Origin of the sequence: Streptomyces sp. CB02058 (genome assembly GCF_001905505.1) — a bacterium.
Taxonomy (GTDB): Bacteria; Actinomycetota; Actinomycetes; order Streptomycetales; family Streptomycetaceae; genus Streptomyces.
The window spans coordinates 445,504-462,584 of the sequence record NZ_LIPG01000004.1 but is presented as its reverse complement, the minus strand read 5'-3'; the positions used below and the strand labels follow the sequence as shown (position 1 = coordinate 462,584).

The 17,081-nt window shown below is 70.8% G+C and carries 11 protein-coding genes; 6 read left to right on the top strand and 5 right to left on the bottom strand.

Annotated features, from left to right (window positions below):
- Window positions 1–11: 11 nt before the first annotated feature.
- The 4 genes from kdpB to AMK10_RS22625 all read right to left on the bottom strand — a co-directional run bounded on the left by kdpB (window position 12) and on the right by AMK10_RS22625 (window position 5,153).
- The gene (gene kdpB / locus AMK10_RS22640; RefSeq protein ID WP_073749730.1) at window positions 12–2,105 is read right to left on the bottom strand and encodes a potassium-transporting ATPase subunit KdpB; all 2,094 of its coding nucleotides are present in this window, start codon (window positions 2,103–2,105) and stop codon (window positions 12–14) included.
- A complete protein-coding gene (kdpA, locus tag AMK10_RS22635) occupies window positions 2,102–3,766 on the bottom strand; it encodes a potassium-transporting ATPase subunit KdpA (RefSeq protein WP_073749729.1) in 1,665 nt (554 codons plus the stop codon). Before kdpA ends, kdpB begins: the two co-directional genes overlap by 4 nt.
- Before the next feature lie 8 nt (window positions 3,767–3,774).
- Window positions 3,775–3,864: a K(+)-transporting ATPase subunit F gene (kdpF, locus tag AMK10_RS36670; RefSeq protein WP_104790977.1), complete on the bottom strand. Its 90-nt coding sequence runs from the start codon at window positions 3,862–3,864 to the stop codon at window positions 3,775–3,777.
- A 437-nt stretch (window positions 3,865–4,301) separates the two neighbouring features.
- Window positions 4,302–5,153, bottom strand: coding sequence for a class I SAM-dependent methyltransferase (locus AMK10_RS22625; RefSeq protein ID WP_073749727.1), 852 nt, complete (start codon window positions 5,151–5,153; stop codon window positions 4,302–4,304).
- A 436-nt stretch (window positions 5,154–5,589) separates the two neighbouring features.
- Here AMK10_RS22625 and AMK10_RS22620 point away from each other — a divergent pair, with 436 nt between their 5' ends.
- The 6 genes from AMK10_RS22620 to AMK10_RS22595 all read left to right on the top strand — a co-directional run bounded on the left by AMK10_RS22620 (window position 5,590) and on the right by AMK10_RS22595 (window position 15,474).
- Window positions 5,590–7,458 carry a glyoxal oxidase gene (locus AMK10_RS22620; protein WP_073749726.1) on the top strand — a complete coding sequence of 623 codons (1,869 nt, stop codon included), beginning with the start codon at window positions 5,590–5,592 and terminating at the stop codon, window positions 7,456–7,458.
- 56 nt (window positions 7,459–7,514) lie between these two features.
- Window positions 7,515–9,350 carry a Dyp-type peroxidase gene (locus tag AMK10_RS22615; RefSeq protein ID WP_241839632.1) on the top strand — a complete coding sequence of 612 codons (1,836 nt, stop codon included), beginning with the start codon at window positions 7,515–7,517 and terminating at the stop codon, window positions 9,348–9,350.
- A gap of 194 nt (window positions 9,351–9,544) precedes the next feature.
- Window positions 9,545–10,114: a TetR/AcrR family transcriptional regulator gene (locus AMK10_RS22610; RefSeq protein ID WP_073749725.1), complete on the top strand. Its 570-nt coding sequence runs from the start codon at window positions 9,545–9,547 to the stop codon at window positions 10,112–10,114.
- Between the two features lie 52 nt (window positions 10,115–10,166).
- Complete coding sequence (locus AMK10_RS22605) at window positions 10,167–11,357, top strand: GDSL-type esterase/lipase family protein (RefSeq protein ID WP_073749724.1); 1,191 nt, start codon at window positions 10,167–10,169, stop codon at window positions 11,355–11,357.
- 288 nt (window positions 11,358–11,645) lie between these two features.
- Complete coding sequence (locus AMK10_RS22600; protein WP_241839631.1) at window positions 11,646–12,935, top strand: MFS transporter; 1,290 nt, start codon at window positions 11,646–11,648, stop codon at window positions 12,933–12,935.
- A gap of 394 nt (window positions 12,936–13,329) precedes the next feature.
- Entirely contained in the window at window positions 13,330–15,474 is a 2,145-nt protein-coding gene (locus tag AMK10_RS22595; RefSeq protein ID WP_073749723.1) for a SpoIIE family protein phosphatase, read from the top strand.
- A gap of 60 nt (window positions 15,475–15,534) precedes the next feature.
- Here AMK10_RS22595 and AMK10_RS22590 read toward each other — a convergent pair whose 3' ends face one another.
- The gene (locus AMK10_RS22590; RefSeq protein ID WP_073749722.1) at window positions 15,535–16,980 is read right to left on the bottom strand and encodes a glyceraldehyde-3-phosphate dehydrogenase; all 1,446 of its coding nucleotides are present in this window, start codon (window positions 16,978–16,980) and stop codon (window positions 15,535–15,537) included.
- Window positions 16,981–17,081: the final 101 nt, after the last annotated feature.

The window sequence follows — 17,081 nt, the reverse complement described above, 5'->3', positions numbered from 1 at the left end:
CCGTTTCTGGGTCAGGAGAGCCCGGGAATGAGGGAGATGAGCAGATCGATGATCTTGATGCCGATGAACGGGGCGATCAGGCCGCCCAGCCCGTAGATCCCGAGATTGCGGCGGAGCATTCTGTCGGCGCTGGTCGGCCGGTAGCGGACACCCTTGAGGGCGAGCGGTACGAGGGCGATGATGATCAGCGCGTTGAAGATGACGGCCGACAGGATCGCGGACTCCGGTGACGCGAGGCCCATCACGTTGAGCTTGTCCAGACCGGGGTGGACCACCGCGAACATCGCCGGGATGATCGCGAAGTACTTCGCGACGTCGTTGGCGATCGAGAAGGTGGTCAGGGCGCCCCGGGTGATGAGGAGCTGCTTGCCGATCTCGACGATCTCGATGAGCTTCGTGGGGTTGGAGTCCAGGTCCACCATGTTCCCGGCCTCCTTCGCGGCCGAGGTGCCGGTGTTCATGGCCACGCCGACGTCCGCCTGGGCGAGCGCGGGGGCGTCGTTGGTGCCGTCACCCGTCATCGCGACGAGCTTGCCGCCCGCCTGCTCCCGCTTGATGAGGGCCATCTTGTCCTCGGGGGTGGCCTCCGCGAGGAAGTCGTCCACCCCCGCCTCCTCGGCGATCGCCTTGGCGGTCAGCGGGTTGTCGCCCGTGATCATGACGGTCTTGATGCCCATCCGGCGCAGCTCGTCGAACCGCTCCCGCATGCCGTCCTTGACGACGTCCTTGAGGTGGACGACACCCAGGACGCGGGCGCCCTCGGAGTCCTCGACGGCGACCAGAAGCGGTGTGCCGCCGGCTTGGGAGATCCGGTCGGCGAGCGCGCCGGCGTCATCGGCGACCTGGCCGCCCCGCTCCCTCACCCACGCGATCACCGAACCGGACGCGCCCTTGCGGGCCTTCTGACCCTCCAGGTCCACCCCCGACATACGGGTCTGAGCCGTGAAGGCGACCCAGGTCGCGTCGGCGAGCTCACCCTGATGGCGTTCGCGCAGGCCGTACTTCTCCTTCGCGAGCACCACGATCGAGCGGCCCTCGGGTGTCTCGTCGGCCAGCGACGACAGCTGCGCGGCGTCGGCCAGTTCGGCCTCGGTCGCTCCCCGTACGGGGATGAACGCGGCGGCCTGGCGGTTTCCGAGCGTGATCGTGCCGGTCTTGTCGAGCAGCAGCGTCGAGACGTCGCCCGCCGCCTCCACCGCGCGGCCCGACATGGCCAGGACGTTGCGCTGGACGAGCCGGTCCATGCCCGCGATGCCGATCGCGGAGAGGAGCGCGCCGATGGTCGTCGGGATCAGACAGACCAGCAGTGCGGTGAGCACGATCATCGACTGCCGGGCACCGGCGTAGACCGCGAACGGCTGGAGCGTCACGACGGCGAGCAGGAAGACGATGGTCAGCGACGCCAGCAGGATGTTGAGCGCGATCTCGTTGGGGGTCTTCTGCCGTGCCGCGCCCTCGACGAGGGCGATCATCCGGTCGATGAAGGTCTCGCCCGGCTTGGTGGTGATCCTGACGACGATCCGGTCGGACAGCACCTTCGTACCGCCGGTGACGGCACTGCGGTCGCCGCCGGACTCCCGGATGACCGGGGCGGACTCGCCCGTGATGGCCGACTCGTCCACCGATGCGACGCCCTCGGCCACGTCACCGTCGCCGGGGATGATGTCGCCGGCCTCGCAGACGACCAGGTCTCCGATACGCAGCTCGGTGCCGGGCACCTCCACCTCGGCACCGCCCTCGAGACGGCGGGCGAGCGTGTCGGTCTTGGCCTTGCGCAGGGTGTCGGCCTGGGCCTTGCCGCGGCCCTCCGCGACGGCCTCGGCGAGGTTGGCGAAGAGCGTGGTCAGCCACAGCCAGGCGGTGATGGCCCAGCCGAACCAGTCGCCCGGATCCCGGAGCGCCAGCAGGGTGGTGACCACGGAGCCGACGAGCACGACGAACATGACGGGGGACTTGACCATGACGCGCGGATCGAGCTTCCGCGCCGCGTCCGGAAGGGACCTGAGCAGCTGCTTCGGGTCGAAGAGCCCCCCGCCGACCTGGCCTGACGCGCTGGCGCCGGACAGGTCTTCGTGCGGGGCACGGGTGGGGGTGAGACTGCTCATGAGGCGAGTCCTTCGGCGAGCGGACCCAGCGCCAGGGCCGGGAAGTAGGTCAGTCCGGTGATGATGAGGATCGTGCCGACGAGCAGGCCCGCGTAGAGCGGCTTGTCGGTCCGCAGCGTGCCCGCGGTGGACGGCACGGGACGCTGCTCGGCGAGCGATCCGGCCAGCGCCAGGACGAAGACGATCGGCAGGAAGCGGCCGAGCAGCATCGCGATGCCGATGGTGGTGTTGAACCACTGGGTGTCGGCGTTGAGACCGGCGAAGGCGGAGCCGTTGTTGTTGGCGCCGGAGGTGTAGGCGTAGAGGATCTCGGAGAATCCGTGCGCGCCGCTGTTGGTCATCGAGTGGGGCGGAGTGGGCAGTGCCATCGCCACCGCGGTGAAGCAGAGCACCAGGGCGGGGGTGATCAGGATGTAGCACGCCGCGAGCTTGATCTGACGGGTGCCGATCTTCTTGCCGAGGTACTCGGGGGTACGGCCGACCATCAGACCCGCGATGAACACCGCGATGATCGCCATGATCAGCATGCCGTAGAGCCCGGAACCGACACCGCCCGGCGCGATCTCGCCCAACTGCATGCCGAGCATGGTGATGCCGCCGCCGAGCCCGGTGTACGAGGAGTGGAAGGAGTTGACGGCACCGGTCGACGTCAGGGTGGTCGCCACGGCGAAGATCGACGATCCGCCGATGCCGAAGCGGCTCTCCTTGCCCTCCATCGCACCGCCGGCGATCTCCAGCGCCGGGCCGTGGTGGGTGAACTCGGTCCACATCATCAGGGCCGTGAACCCGATCCAGATGGTGGCCATCGTGGCCAGGATCGTGTAGCCCTGCCGCAGGTTGCCGACCATGCGGCCGAACGTCCGGGTCAGCGCGATCGGGATGAGCAGGATCAGGAAGATCTCGAAGAGGTTGGAGAACGGGGTGGGGTTCTCGAAGGGGTGGGCGGAGTTGGCGTTGAAGTAACCGCCGCCGTTCGTCCCCAGCTCCTTGATGACCTCCTGCGAGGCGACCGCGCCGCCGTTCCACTCCTGGCTGCCGCCCATGAACTGCCCGACGTCGTGGATGCCGGAGAAGTTCTGGATGACACCGCACGCCACCAGCACGATCGCGCCGATCACCGCGATCGGCAGCAGGATGCGCAGGGTGCCGCGCACCAGGTCCGTCCAGAAGTTGCCCAGCTCGCCGGTGCGGGAGCGCGCGAAGCCGCGGACGAGGGCCACGGCCACGGCCATGCCGACGGCGGCCGAGACGAAGTTCTGCACCGCGAGGCCGCCGGTCTGCACGACGTGACCCATGGCCTGTTCGCCGTAGTACGACTGCCAGTTGGTGTTCGCCACGAAGGAGGCGGCCGTGTTGAACGCCTGGTCCGGGTCGATCGACACGAAACCGAGCGAACCGGGCAGGACACCCTGGAGCCGCTGGAGGCCGTAGAGAAAGAGGACGCTCACCGCGGAGAAGGCGAGAACGCCGCGCAGATAAGCGGGCCAGTGCATCGCGGCCGAAGGGTTGGCGCCGATGGCGCGGTAAATCCACTTCTCCGGCCGGTAATGCTTTTCGGAGGAGTAGACCCGGGCCATGTAGTCACCGAGCGGACGGTATGCCAGTGCGAGCGCGGCGATCAGCGCGAGCAACTGAAGCACACCCGCTGTTACGGGGCTCATATCGGTGCTCAGAACCTCTCCGGGTACACAAGTGCGAGGACGAGGTAGACCAGCAGGGAGACGGCCACGACCAGGCCGACGATGTTCTCGGCGGTCACAGCTTCGTCACCCCCCTCGCGATGAGAGCCACCAGTGCGAATACCGCGATCGTGGTGGCTACGAAGGCCAGATCGGCCATCGTGAGCTCCTGTGTGAAGTGAATGAGATGGAGTCGGCCGGTGCGGCCGATCAAAAGCAAACCGCAGGCTCGGTCACGTGTTCAGCGCTGTTGACGCCCTCCATACGGGGGTGGGGGACTTCTTGACGCGGTCCGTACGCGGAGATGGTGCGGCTGCGGTCGTTCCGGAATGCGAAGAGTGACGGCGGGAATACGCTGTCGGCGCCGCGTCGTCACTCTTCGTATCTCGCTCGTGTCCAGGAGCGGCCCTTTATCCGTAATGCTTTCGGCGGCGTCCTGATTTTCGGTGTCCCGGCCGGGGGAATCGTCCGGGGATTCCGGGCGTGCGCGTCCCCGACGCTTTCGCCGTACTGCCGCTCACCGGCCGGGCGGGCCGTCGTTCCCCCAGACGAACACCTCGGTGGCCGGTGCGCGTTCGGAGAACAGGCCACGGGGCGAGGCCTCGCGCAGAAGCCGCCGCAGATCCTCCTCGAACGCGTCCTGCCGCGCGCCGAACAGATGCGGGGCCGAGGAGGACAGCGAGAAGACGTAGGCGACGACGTCGTCGTGCGTACGCTCCAGGGCCTGCCCGGCGGGGACGACGAGGCGGCGGGGGCCTGTGAAGCCCGCGCCCGTGAGGACCGCCGCCTCGCCCCCGCGGGTCCCCTGGGGAAGCACTCCGCGGCCCGCGCGCCGTACCGGCCCCAGGAAATGCCTGATCGTCTCGTCGATCGCCGCGTACGGCACCGCCGGATACGGAAGCCCCTCGACGGGCCGGACCTCCGACTTCAGATCCGAGATGTGCACCAGCGATCCGCCGGGCCGCAGCATCTGCCTGAAGGTGCCCGCCACGAGCTCCTGGTCCATCCAGTGGAAGGACTGGCCGAAGACGGCGACGTCGAACACCCCGAGGCCCGCGGGCAGCTCCTCCGCGCGGGCGCGCACCCAGTGTGTTGTCCCTGCCAGGCCCGCCAGGTCCGCCGTGCGCGCCGCCTCGGTGAGCATTCCGGGGTCCGGGTCCACCCCGACGACGTCATCGAACAGATGCGCCAGTTCCAGGGCCAGTACGCCCGGCCCGCACCCCACGTCGATCAGGCGCCCTCGCCCATCGGGAGGCAGGGCGCCGGCGAGGGCGTCCGCCAGTCCGGGGGCGTACGGCAGCCTCCCGCGCCGGTAGTAGGCCGCCGTGCCGGAGAACAGCGAGTCGTCCCACTGCCAGTCGGCCCCCATGTGTTCCACCACCTCTGCCTCTCGCCACGGTGCCCCGCCCGCGAGGCGATGCGCCCTCGCCCCGCGAGGCGCCACCTTACGGGCGTGACCGCCGCGGAATCGGATGTGCGCCCCCGAGTGCGCGGGGCGCACATCCGCGCACCCTGAATGGCTGGACGCCTGCGTGCGCTGTCGAGGGCATGGTTCCGGCGAACGGCCTTGCCGTACGGGCCAGGCGTTCTTCCCCGGCCGTTGTCCTCGCGGCCGTGTGCCCCCGGTCGGGCCGGCCCCACGCTCCGACGGACGACGCGCGGTGACGCTCGCATTGCGATCGGTCACGCTATGTGCTCACATGTCACCGTCGGTTACGACTGGCCTATGCCCCATGCATATGCGTACCGCGCAGGTGTGCGGGCCGCCGTGCCTGCGCCGGGCCCGCACACCTCCGAGGAGTCCCATGTCCCGACCGCGTCTGTCCGCGATGATCTCGGCCTGCGCCGTCCTCTCCGCCCTGGCCGCCCCGCTGGTCCTCGCCAACCCCGTCGCCGCCCACGACGGCGGCTCCGATCCGCACGCCGCCGCCCACGACACCCAGCCCCGCCCCAGGGGCAAGGCGGTCGTGGACAAGGCGGAAGCCGCCGTGCTGGGCCAGGAGCACGCCGAGGAACACGCCAGAGCCCGTCTGCGTGCCGAGGACCTCGGCGACTACCCCCAGCCCATGCGCACCGGCCGGCTGAAGGAGCTCACCCGTTCCCAGGCGGCCCACAATGCCAGGTTCAGCCCGCGCGAGTACGGCGCGTTCAAGGAGTACTTCCCCTCGCCCGACTTCGCCGTGCATGTGGCCCAACTGCCCACCGGCAAGGTCCTGATGTTCTCCTTCGAGCGGATCGAGACCAATCCGACGAAGGAGACCGCCCCCACCCAGATCATCGGCAAGGCCAACGCGGGCCGGGCCTATCTCTGGGACCCGGGCGCGGGGAGCACCGCGAAGGCGTTCACCAAGGTGACCCCGCCGACGGTCGCGATGCCCGACGGCAAGGGCGAACCCCGGCCCGCCCCGTTCTTCTGCGCGGGCCACGCCTTCCTCCCCAACGGAATGCTCGGAGTGTTCGGCGGCAACCTCGGCGGCAACCACGGCGCCGGTGCGAAGCTCTCCCTCGTCTTCAACCCGTGGACCGAGTCCTGGTCGCTCAACGAGGAGATGTCCGTAGGCCGCTGGTATCCGAGCGCCGTCACCGGAGCCGACGGGCGGATCCTCATCATGTCCGGGCAGTCCGAGCTGGGCTGGGCCACCCCCACACCCCTCGTCGAGCGCTTCCCGGCGCTGAGCCGGCCCGTACCCACCGGCAGGAACGACGTCCCCACCGACGTGCCCGTCGACGTCTTCAAGGCGGACGCCCCCTACCGGAACGACTACCCGCACCTCTTCTCGTTGCGCGACGGCATGATCTACGGCCTCGGCCGGGACCAGGACCAGCAGTGGCGGTTCGATCCGGCCCGCGAGACCCGTACGAGCCTGCCCGACCGGCCGGGAGCGGCGCTGCGCACCTACGGCTCCGCCGTGCCGCTCCCGGCCGGGTTCAGGGGCCCCGACTCCGTCCTGGTCCTCGGCGGCGACCGCAAGGACCCGAACACGTACCAGCTGGTCGGCGACCAGTGGAAGACGAAGGAGGCGCGGGCGTTCGGCCGGACCCAGGACGACACCCTGATCCTTCCCGACGGCACCCTCTTCACCGTCAACGGTTCCTTCGACATCCGCGACTACGGCAACGGCCTCTACAACCCCAACGCCGACCTGAAGTACCGGCAGACCGAGACCCGTGACACCGACGGCAACTGGAAGCTCGGCCCCGCCCAGCGACTGCCCCGGGGCTATCACTCCAACGCCGTCGTCCTGCCCGACGGCCGGATCATGGTCACGGGCGACGAGGCCCAGCAGATCGCCAACGACCCCGACATCACCGACGACATGGACGGCAGCATCGAGATCTTCGAGCCGCCCTACCTGCACAACGGCGAGCGCCCCGACCTGTCGGCCGTACCGGGCCGGACACTCGCCTACGACAGCCGCTTCACCGTGCTCACTTCCACGCCCGAAGAGGTCGAGCGCGCCGTGTTCCTGGCCCCCACCACCGCGACCCACTCGGTCAACTTCAGCCAGCGCCACCTGGAGGCCCGCATCAAGAGCCGGGCCGACGGCTCCATCGAGCTGCAGGCGCCCCCGACGCCGGAGGCGGCGCCGCCGGGTTACTACATGCTCTTCCTCCTCAACGAGGACGGCGTTCCCAGCGTCGCCAAGTTCGTGTCCTTCGGGCCGCCCAGATGACCCCGTCCGGCTACGACGCGGCCGACCCACCCCGAGAGACGGAAGAAGAGGACCGCATGAACGATCTGGCGCTGCGGCAGAGCACGGAGATCCAGGGCGATGTGCTCGCCGGCTTCAAGAAGGACCACGTACAGCTGCTGTTCCTGAAGTTCGACGACGCCACACGGGCGCGCACCTGGCTGCGGCGGCTCAAGCCGCGCATCGCCACCACCCGGCAGGTCGCCACCTTCAACGCCGCCTTCAGCGCGGCCCGTTCCAACACCGGTGGTGACGACCCCAGGGCCATGAACGCCGTGTGGCGCAGTGTCAGTTTCACGCACGGCGGCATCCTCACCCTGACCGGCAAGGACCCCTTCCCGCAGACCTCGGAGGGCTCCACCCAGCACGCCTTCAAGCAGGGCTCGGCCGTGCGGGCAGGAATGCTTGGCGACACCGGCGACAACTCGCCCGAGAACTGGCTCTTCGGGGACAGCAACGCCCAGCCCGTCCACGCGGTGCTCACCATCGCCGCGGACAAGGTGGACGACCTGCGGGCCGCCCTCGCCCAGGAGCGGCAGGAGGCCTCGGTCCACAAGGTCGTCGTCATCTTCGAGCAGGACGGCGGAACCCTGCCCGGCGACCGCAGGGGCAAGGAACACTTCGGCTTCAAGGACGGCATCAGCGAGCCGGCCGTGAAGGGATTCGACCCACCCGACCCCGAGCGCCCCGAGTGGAAGAAGGGGAGTCCGGGCACCCGGATCATCCCCGGGGGCGAGTTCGTCATCGGTGAGGAGACGGTCAGCGGAACACCGTCCGACCTGCCGGAATGGGCGAAGAACGGCTCGTTCCACGTGGTGCGCAGGCTCGGCCAGGACGTTCCCGGCTGGTGGGCGCAGGTCGGGGCGCGGCTGAAGGAGCTGAAGAACGCGAAGGCCGTGCCCCCGGAGGCCACCACCGAGTGGCTGGCCGCCCGCATGGTCGGACGCTGGCGCTCCGGCACGCCCGTGGCGAAGTGCCCGTACGCCGACGTGCCGTTCGACCCGGAGTGTGCGAACGACAACGACATCAGCTTCGCGAACGACCTGGAGGGGGAGATCACCCCGCTCTTCTCCCACCTGCGCAAGACCAGTCCCCGCGACGGTCTCGCCCTGAAGGAGGGCGGCGAGCCCGTCCCCGAGAAGGGAGGTCTCGACGGCCGGCGCATCATGCGCCGCGGCATCCCCTTCGGGCGTCCCTTCGACCCGGCGGGGGACGCGGGTCACGGACCCGACGCCGCCCGGGGGCTGATCTTCGTCAGCTACCAGGCGGACCTCGTCCGGCAGTTCGAGTTCATCCAGCGGGACTGGGTGGTGGACACGAAGTTCCCCGACCGTGATCCCAGGGTCGGCGCCGACCCGATGATCGGCCCGACGACCGACGTCACCTTCGCGGGCAAGCAGGTGCGCTTCGAGCAGTTCGTCCGCACCGAGGGGGCGGTCTACGCCTTCACGCCCTCGCTCTCCACGCTCGACCGGCTGGCCGACGGCAAGCTGTCGGACGACTCCCCGAAGATCAAGGTCCGTGTCAACGAGAGGAACGGCAACCACGAGATCTCGGCCGTCTCCACCCTGGACATCGGGGACCGGATCGACGCGGGCAAGGCCAGGCTCGTCCTTCAGGACGACGGCAGACTCGTGGTCTTCGACGAGAACGAGGACCCCCGCTGGGCGTCGAAGAACCCCGCGACCAGGGGCGCTCGCGCCGTGTTCCAGGAGGACGGCAACCTCGTGATCTACACCCCCGACAACCAGCCCGTATGGGCGACGGGCACCGCCGGGAACCCCGGCGCGATGCTCGCGGTGCAGACCGACGGCAACGTGGTCGTCTACAACCGGGCGGGCACGCCCGTCTGGGCCACGAACACCCGGCACTGACCGGGAGGCCGCCGCACCGGCCCGCGCCGCGTCCCCCGCGGCCCGGGCCGGTGCGGTGTCCGCCGCTACCCTCCCGGCGGACACCGCACCGGTGTCCGCCGCTCCCGGCAGTCCCTCGTACTTAATGTCTCTGGCAGTTTGCCTAATACTCTTAGGTAAATGCATAATCGAGACAGCCGGAGGGGATGGTTGGCATGGCACGAGTGGGACTGACCGCGGAGCGCCTCACGCAGGCCGGAGCGGAACTCGCCGACGAGGTCGGCTTCGACAAGGTGACCGTCGCGGCACTCGCCCGGCAGTTCGGAGTGAAGGACGCGAGCCTCTACTCGCACGTGAAGAGCTCCCAGGACCTCAAGACGAGAATCGCCCTGCTGGCCCTGGCGGAGCTCGCCGACCGCGTGGCGGCAGCGCTGGCCGGGCGCGCGGGCAAGGACGCCCTGGAGGCGTTCGCGAACGCCTACCGCGACTACGCCGGGGAGCACCCCGGCCGCTACGCCGCGGCACAGCTCAGGCTGACCCCGGAGGCAGCGGCGGCCAGTGCCGGCGCGCGGCACTCCCAGATGACACGGGCGATCCTGCGCGGCTACGACCTCACGGAACCGGACCAGACGCACGCCGTCCGGCTGCTGGGCAGCGTCTTCCACGGCTACATCAGCCTGGAGAGCGGCGGCAGCTTCAGCCACAGCGCCCCCGGCACGGACGAGACCTGGTCCCGGGTCCTGGACGCGCTCGACGCCCTGCTGCGCAACTGGCCCGCGCCCTGACCCGGCCCCCTCACCACACGACAGGCCACCCGGAACGGACAGGCAGCGCACGATGAGCACCCACCCCGAGCTGATGACCACGCCCCTCACCGAGAAGCTCCTGCGCGGCGCCCTCGACCTGGAGCGGACCGAGCACGGCCTGCTGCCGCACCGGCTGCCCGCGCGCGCCCGCGCCCAGTACACCGACGGCCAGCTGGCCATGGCGGAGGCCCAGCCCTCCGGCGTACGGATAGCCCTGCGCACCCGCGCCACCGTCGTGGAGCTCGACACCCTGCCCACCCGGCGGGTGTACGTGGGCGCGCCGCCCCGCCCCGACGGGATCTACGACCTGCTGGTCGACGGCCGCCTCGCGGGCCGGGCCACCGCGACCGGAGGCAGGACCCTGACCGTCGACATGGCCACCGGATCCGCCGAGGTCCGGGAGGGCCCCGTCGGCACCCTGCGCTTCGACGGTCTCTCCGCCGAGCCGAAGGACGTCGAGATCTGGCTGCCGCACAACGAGGCCACCGAGCTGGTCGCCCTGCGTACGGACGCCCCCGTGGAGCCCGTGCCGGACCGCGGCCGGCCGGTCTGGCTGCACCACGGCAGTTCGATCAGCCACGGCTCGGACGCGGCGAGCCCGACGACGACCTGGCCCGCGCTGGCCGCCGCGCTCGGCGGTGTGGAGCTGGTCAACCTCGGCTTCGGGGGCAGCGCGCTGCTCGACCCGTTCACCGCCCGCGCGCTGCGCGACATCCCCGCCGACCGGATCAGCGTGAAGATCGGCATCAATCTGGTCAACACCGACCTGATGCGCCTGCGCGCCTTCACCCCGGCCGTCCACGGCTTCCTCGACACGATCCGCGAAGGCCACCCCGGTACCCCGCTGCTGGTCGTCTCACCCGTCCTCTGCCCCATCCACGAGGACACCCCGGGGCCCAGCGCGCCGGACCTCAGCGCCCTCGGCGAGGGGCGGCTGCGCTTCCGTGCGACGGGCGACCCCGCCGAGACCGCCGCGGGCAAGCTCACCCTGAGCGTCATCCGGGCCGAGCTCGCCCGCCTCGTCGAGCAGCGCGCGGCCGAGGACCCGAACCTGCACTACCTCGACGGCCGCGCGCTCTACGGCGAGGAGGACTCCGCCGAACTCCCGCTGCCGGACGGACTCCACCCCGACGCCGCCACACACCGCCGCATCGGCGAACGCTTCGCCGACCTGGCGTTCCGCGCCACCGGACCCCTCGCGGTGGTGGGACGCCGAGGCTGACACCGCACGGCCGCGGGCCGCGGGCCGCGGAACCGGCCCCGGTGCCACGCGGCCCGTGGCCCGTGGCACCGAAACGGCTTTCGCGCACGGCACACGGGCGCGTACCGTCGGGGCGCAGACCGACCCACGAGGAGCTGAGGCATGCCCGGTCGTCCCAGCGCGCGTTGACGTCGTAGGCCCTCACGGGCCCGTCATCGCGTGCTGCCCCTGTACGCGGCACAGCGATCCTTCCGGCCCCGGAGCTGTCGACGGGGCGGGCTTCGTTTCCCTGCGCCCCGAGGGGTCCTCGTGTCATCAGCTTCCTCCGCCGTGTCCGGTCCCGGCCGTCCTGCCCCGCCGGGCCTGTGGCGGGACCGCGACTTCCGCAGGCTCTGGGCGGGCCAGACCGCCTCCCAACTCGGCGAGCACACCGCCCTGGTGGTCATGCCGCTGTACGCCGTACTGACACTCGGCGCGGGTGCCGAGCAGGTCGGCGCCCTCCGCGCGGCGGGGCAGGTGCCGGTCCTGCTGCTCTCGCTGCTCGCCGGTGCGTGGGTGGACGGGTGGCGGACCCGGACCGTGATGGTCCTGACGGACGCCGGCCGAACCCTGGTGCTCGCCGGAGTCGTGGGGGCGGGCTTCCTGGGTGTGCTCGGTCTGCCGGTGCTGTTCACCGCCGCTCTGCTGGCCGGGGCCCTGTCCGTCCTCTTCGATGTGGCCTATCAGGCGTCACTCGTACGCCTGGTGCACCGAGACCAGCGACTGCGAGGCAACAGCGCGCTCGAAGGCAGCCGCTCGGCGGCGCAGTTCGGTGGTCCGGCCCTCGGGGGCGCGGCGGTGTCGTTCCTGTCGGCGACGGCAGGGGCCGCTGCCGCGGCGGGGTTCTTCGCCGTGTCCTTCCTCTCGATCAGGCGCATGCGACGCGACGAGGCCGTCCCCGCGCGTCCGGAACGGCCCCTCCGTGTGCGGCGGCGCATCAAGGAAGGGCTCGTCCTCGTCACCGCCGACGCCTCGCTGCGCACCGTGGGTCTCGCCTCGGCCGCCTTCCAGTTCTTCCTCGCCGCCACGACGACGGTCCATCTGCTCTTCCTGCCGCGCGAACTGCACCTGTCCGGCGCCGCTGTCGGTCTGGCGCTCGCCGCGACGGGGCCGGGCGCGCTGGTCGGCTCGCTGCTCGCCGCCCGGCTGCCCGCCCGGTTCGGGTTCGGACCGGTGCTGGTGACCGCCGCCCTGGCCGGCGACTCGGTGATGCTGTGCGTGCCGGCGCTGCGCGGATCCTCCGCCGTCACCCTCGGCGCCCTGATCGCCGTCAACTTCGTGTTCGGGGCCTCCGGCCAGCTGGTGAACGTGACGGTCATGGCGGTCCGGCAGGCACTCACCCCGGACGGCATGCAGGGCAGGGTGGCCGCGACGATCAACTTCGCCGGACTGGGCCTCGCCCCGCTCGGCTCGCTGCTCGGCGGACAGCTCGCGCAGGAGTGGGGGCTGCGCGGAGGCCTCCTGGTGGCGGCCTCCGGCATGCTCCTCTCCCCGGCGCTGATGGCCCTGTCCCCGCTGGCCCGCATCGGGCGGACGCTTCCGGCGGTCAGCGGACCGTGAAGACCCGTGGCTCGTACACCCGGCGGAGTCGAGGCGATAGCGCGCGTGCCGGCCACCGGTTCGTACGGTGTCCTGCCGGTGCAGGTGGAGGCTCCGGGCGGGGCGCGGTCGGGTCAAACGGCCGTGACGGGCAGAGGGGCGGTTGAGAGCCGGTAGCCGCACGCGCATGCTGGAACGGAGGAGGCATATCGATGTGTGTGGACGACCCGTCCAGGCCGTTTCTTTCGGATCGGGCCGGGAGCGGCGTCCGGTGCGTGCGAGCGCGCGGCGGAGGAGGGAGTCCATGCGGAGCATCGACGGCCGACGGCGACGCGGCGAGCGTGCGTGCCGGGCGTCGCGAGCCGGGCAGGATCCGAAAGAGACGGCCCAGGCGGGGAGGACGAGTGATGGGCCCATGAGCGCGGACGGGACGGGCCGCAGGGGCCCGCCTGCGGAGGGTGACGGGCCCGCACGGGCGGCCGTCGTCCCGCCGTCCGACGACGTGCGCTGCCGGATCCTGGAGCAGCTCCCGGTTCCGGTCGCCTACTTCGGCCGGGACCAGCTGCTCGCCATGGCCAACGGGGCGGCGTGCGTCTCCGTCGACAGGACCGAGGCGTCGATGCTCGGGCTGCGCCCCGGGGAGATCGAGCCCGGCCTGTATCTGGAGGGCGGGGAGGGCCTCGGGGAAGCCATCGAGCGGGTGATGCACTCGGGCGAGGGCGAGCCGTACGAGACGCACCTCGTGGTCCAGGACACCGAGCACATCTGGCAGGCGGCGCTGTCGCCCGTACGCGACGCCGCCGGCGAGGTGCAGGGTGTCTGCGTCGTGACGCTCGACACGACCGAGCAGTTCTGGGCGCGCCGGCGCCTGGCCGTTCTGAACAAGGCCAGCATGCGCATCGGCAGCACCCTCGACGTGGGCCGCACCGCCGAGGAACTGGCGGAGCTGGCCATCGAGGACTTCGCCGACTTCGTGACCGTCGACCTGCTGTCCGAGGTGCTGACCGGAGACGAGGCGCGCTCCGTGCTGCACCGGGAGAGGATCTCCTTCCACCGAGTGGCCCAGCGGTCCGTGCTCGCGGGCTGCCCCGAATCGGTCGTCCCGCTCGGCGAGACCCACGAATACAGCCGCAACTCCGTGGTGGGCGGCGCGCTGATCAGTGGAGAGCCGGCCCGCTACGCCGTCGACGAGGAGGCCCTGCGGAGCTGGACGGACGACCCCGCACGGGCGCGGAGCCTGCGCGTCAACAAGATCCATTCGGTACTGGTCGTCCCGCTGCGGGCCCGCGGCATCACCCTCGGCATCGCGCTGTTCTGCCGCCATCGGACCCCCGCCGGATTCGGCGCCGCGGACCTCCAGCTCGCGGCCGAGCTCGTCTCGCGGGCGGCCGTCTGCGTGGACAACGCCCGTCGTTACACCCGCGAGCGGGCCACGGCACTCGCCCTGCAGCGCAGCCTGCTGCCCCGCCGCGCCGCCCGTCAGAAGGCCGTCGACGTCACCGCGCGCTATCTCCCGAACACCGGGGGCGCGGGCTTCGGAGGGGACTGGTTCGACGTCATCCCGCTGTCCGGCGCACGGGTCGCCCTGATCGTCGGTGACGTCGTCGGCCACGGCCTGCACGCCTCCGCCACCATGGGCAGGCTCCGGACCGCCGTGCGGACGCTGGCCGACGTCGACCTCGCCCCCGAGGAACTGCTCACCCAGCTCGACGACCTGGCGACGACGCTCGACCGCGAACAGCCGCCCGACAGCGCCGAAGGCGCGACGGTCGCGGGCGCGACCTGTCTGTACGCCGTGTACGACCCGGCGACCGGGCACTGCACGATGGCCCGGGCGGGCCACCCCGAGCCGATGCTGGCCCGCCCCGACGGCACCGTCGAACAGCTCCGGCTGCCCCCGGGGCCGCCGCTCGGCACAGGCGGAGCGCCCTTCGAGGCGGCGGACTTCGAGGTGCCCGAGGGCAGCAGGCTCGCCCTCTTCACCGACGGACTGATCGAGGCGGCGGGCCGGGACGTCGACGACTCCCTCGCCGAGCTCCGCTCGCTGCTCGGCCGCTCCACACACTCCCTCGAAGACACCTGCGACGCCGTCATGGAGGCGCTCGTCCCCGAGCAGCCGAACGACGACGTCGCCCTTCTGCTGGCCCGCACCCGGCGCCTGGACGCGGGCCACTTCGTCTCGTGGGACCTGGTCGCCGATCCGGCCGTCGTGTCCAACGCCCGCAAACGCGCCTCGGCCCAACTCGTGGCATGGGGCCTGGACGACGCCGTGTTCACCACCGAACTGGTCGTCTCCGAGCTGGTCACCAACGCCATCCGCTACGGCGGGGACCCGATCCGGCTCCGGCTCATCAGGGACACCGCCCTCATCTGCGAGGTCGTCGACGGCAGCAGCACCGCCCCGCACCTGCGCCGCGCCCGGATCTTCGACGAGGGCGGACGCGGACTCCTGCTCGTCGCGAGCCTCACCGAGCGCTGGGGCACCCGCTACACCGCCACCGGCAAGACCATCTGGGCCGAACAGCCCCTGCCCGGGGCAGAGGAGGCGGAACTCGCCTGAGACCGGACGCCCCGTGGGGCGGGCGGGCGGCTCCCGGCGCGGGAGCCGCCCGCCCGGCGGTCAGGCCGCCGGTGCCGGGTAGGTCGGGTACTCCACGCCGGAGACGTGCTGGACGACCCGGATGACCTGGGAGGAGTAGCCGAACTCGTTGTCGTACCAGAGGTAGAGGATCGCGTTGTCGCCCTCGACCTTCGTGGCTCCGGCGTCGACGATCGATGCGTGGCGCGAGCCGATGAAGTCGCTCGACACCGCGTCGGGAGCGGTGATGAAGTCGATCTGGCGCCTGAGCGGCGAGGTCAGCGACACGTTGCGGAGGTAGTCGAGGACCTCCTCGCGGCTGGTGCCGCGCGCGAGCTGCAGATTCAGGATCGCGATCGAGACGTCCGGCACCGGGACGCGGATCGAGCTGCCGGTGATCTTCGCCTGGAGGTCGGGCAGCGCCTTGGTGACGGCGGAGGCGGCACCGGTCTCGGTGATCACCATGTTGAGCGGCGCCGAACGTCCGCGCCGGTCGGAGTTGTGGTAATTGTCCAGCAGGTTCTGGTCGTTGGTGAACGAGTGGACGGTCTCGACATGGCCGCGGAGTACGCCGTACTCGTCCGCCATCGCCTTCAGCGGCGGCACGATCGCGTTGGTGGTGCAGGAGGCGCAGGAGATGATCTGCTCGTCCGGCTTGATCATGTCGTGGTTCACGCCATGGACGATGTTGAGGACGTCCCCCTTGCCCGGGGCGGTGAGGACGACCTTCGCGATACCCGGGCGCAGGTGCTTGGAGAGGCCCTCGCGGTCGCGCCACCGGCCGGTGTTGTCGATCAGGATGGCGTCCTTGATGCCGTGCGCCGTGTAGTCGACCGAGGTCGGGTCGTCCGAGTAGATGACCTGGATCTCGTTGCCGTTGGCGATGATCCTGCTGTTCGCCTCGTCGACGGTGATCGTGCCCTGGAACTGGCCGTGGATCGAGTCGCGGCGCAGCAGCGACGCGCGCTTGACGATGTCCTGCCCGGCGCCCTGGCGTACGACGATGGCGCGCAGCCGCAGGCCGTTGCCCGAGCCGGTCTTCTCGATGAGCAGGCGGGCCAGGAGGCGGCCGATGCGGCCGAATCCGTAGAGCACGACGTCGCGCGACTCGCGGCGCTCCGTCTTGTTGGCGCCGGTGGCGCCGGCCACGGCCTCGGCGGTGAAGTCCTCCACCGAGAGGCCGCGGTCGTCGCTCCGGTAGGTCGCGGCGAGCATGCCGAGGTCGATCTGCGAAGGACCGAGGTCGAGCGCGGTGAGCGCGTGCAGGAACGGCAGCGTCTCGGTGACCGAGAGCTCCTCGCCGGCTATCTGCCGGGCGAAGCGGTGGGTCTTGAGAATGCTGACCACCGACTTGTTCACCAGGGAGCGGCTGTGGAGCAGGATCGTGACATCCCGCTCGCGGTGCAGCTTCCCGATGATCGGGATCATCGACTCCGCGATCTCCTCGCGGGTCTTCCAATTGGTGAACGAGTCCTCGGTGGCAGTCACAAGTCCATCTTTCGAGCTAGGCGGTGCTCATATGTTAACCGCACCCGATTTTGATCATGCAATCGGTGCCCTGACCTGTGCCCGCGCCCCCGGGTCCGGGC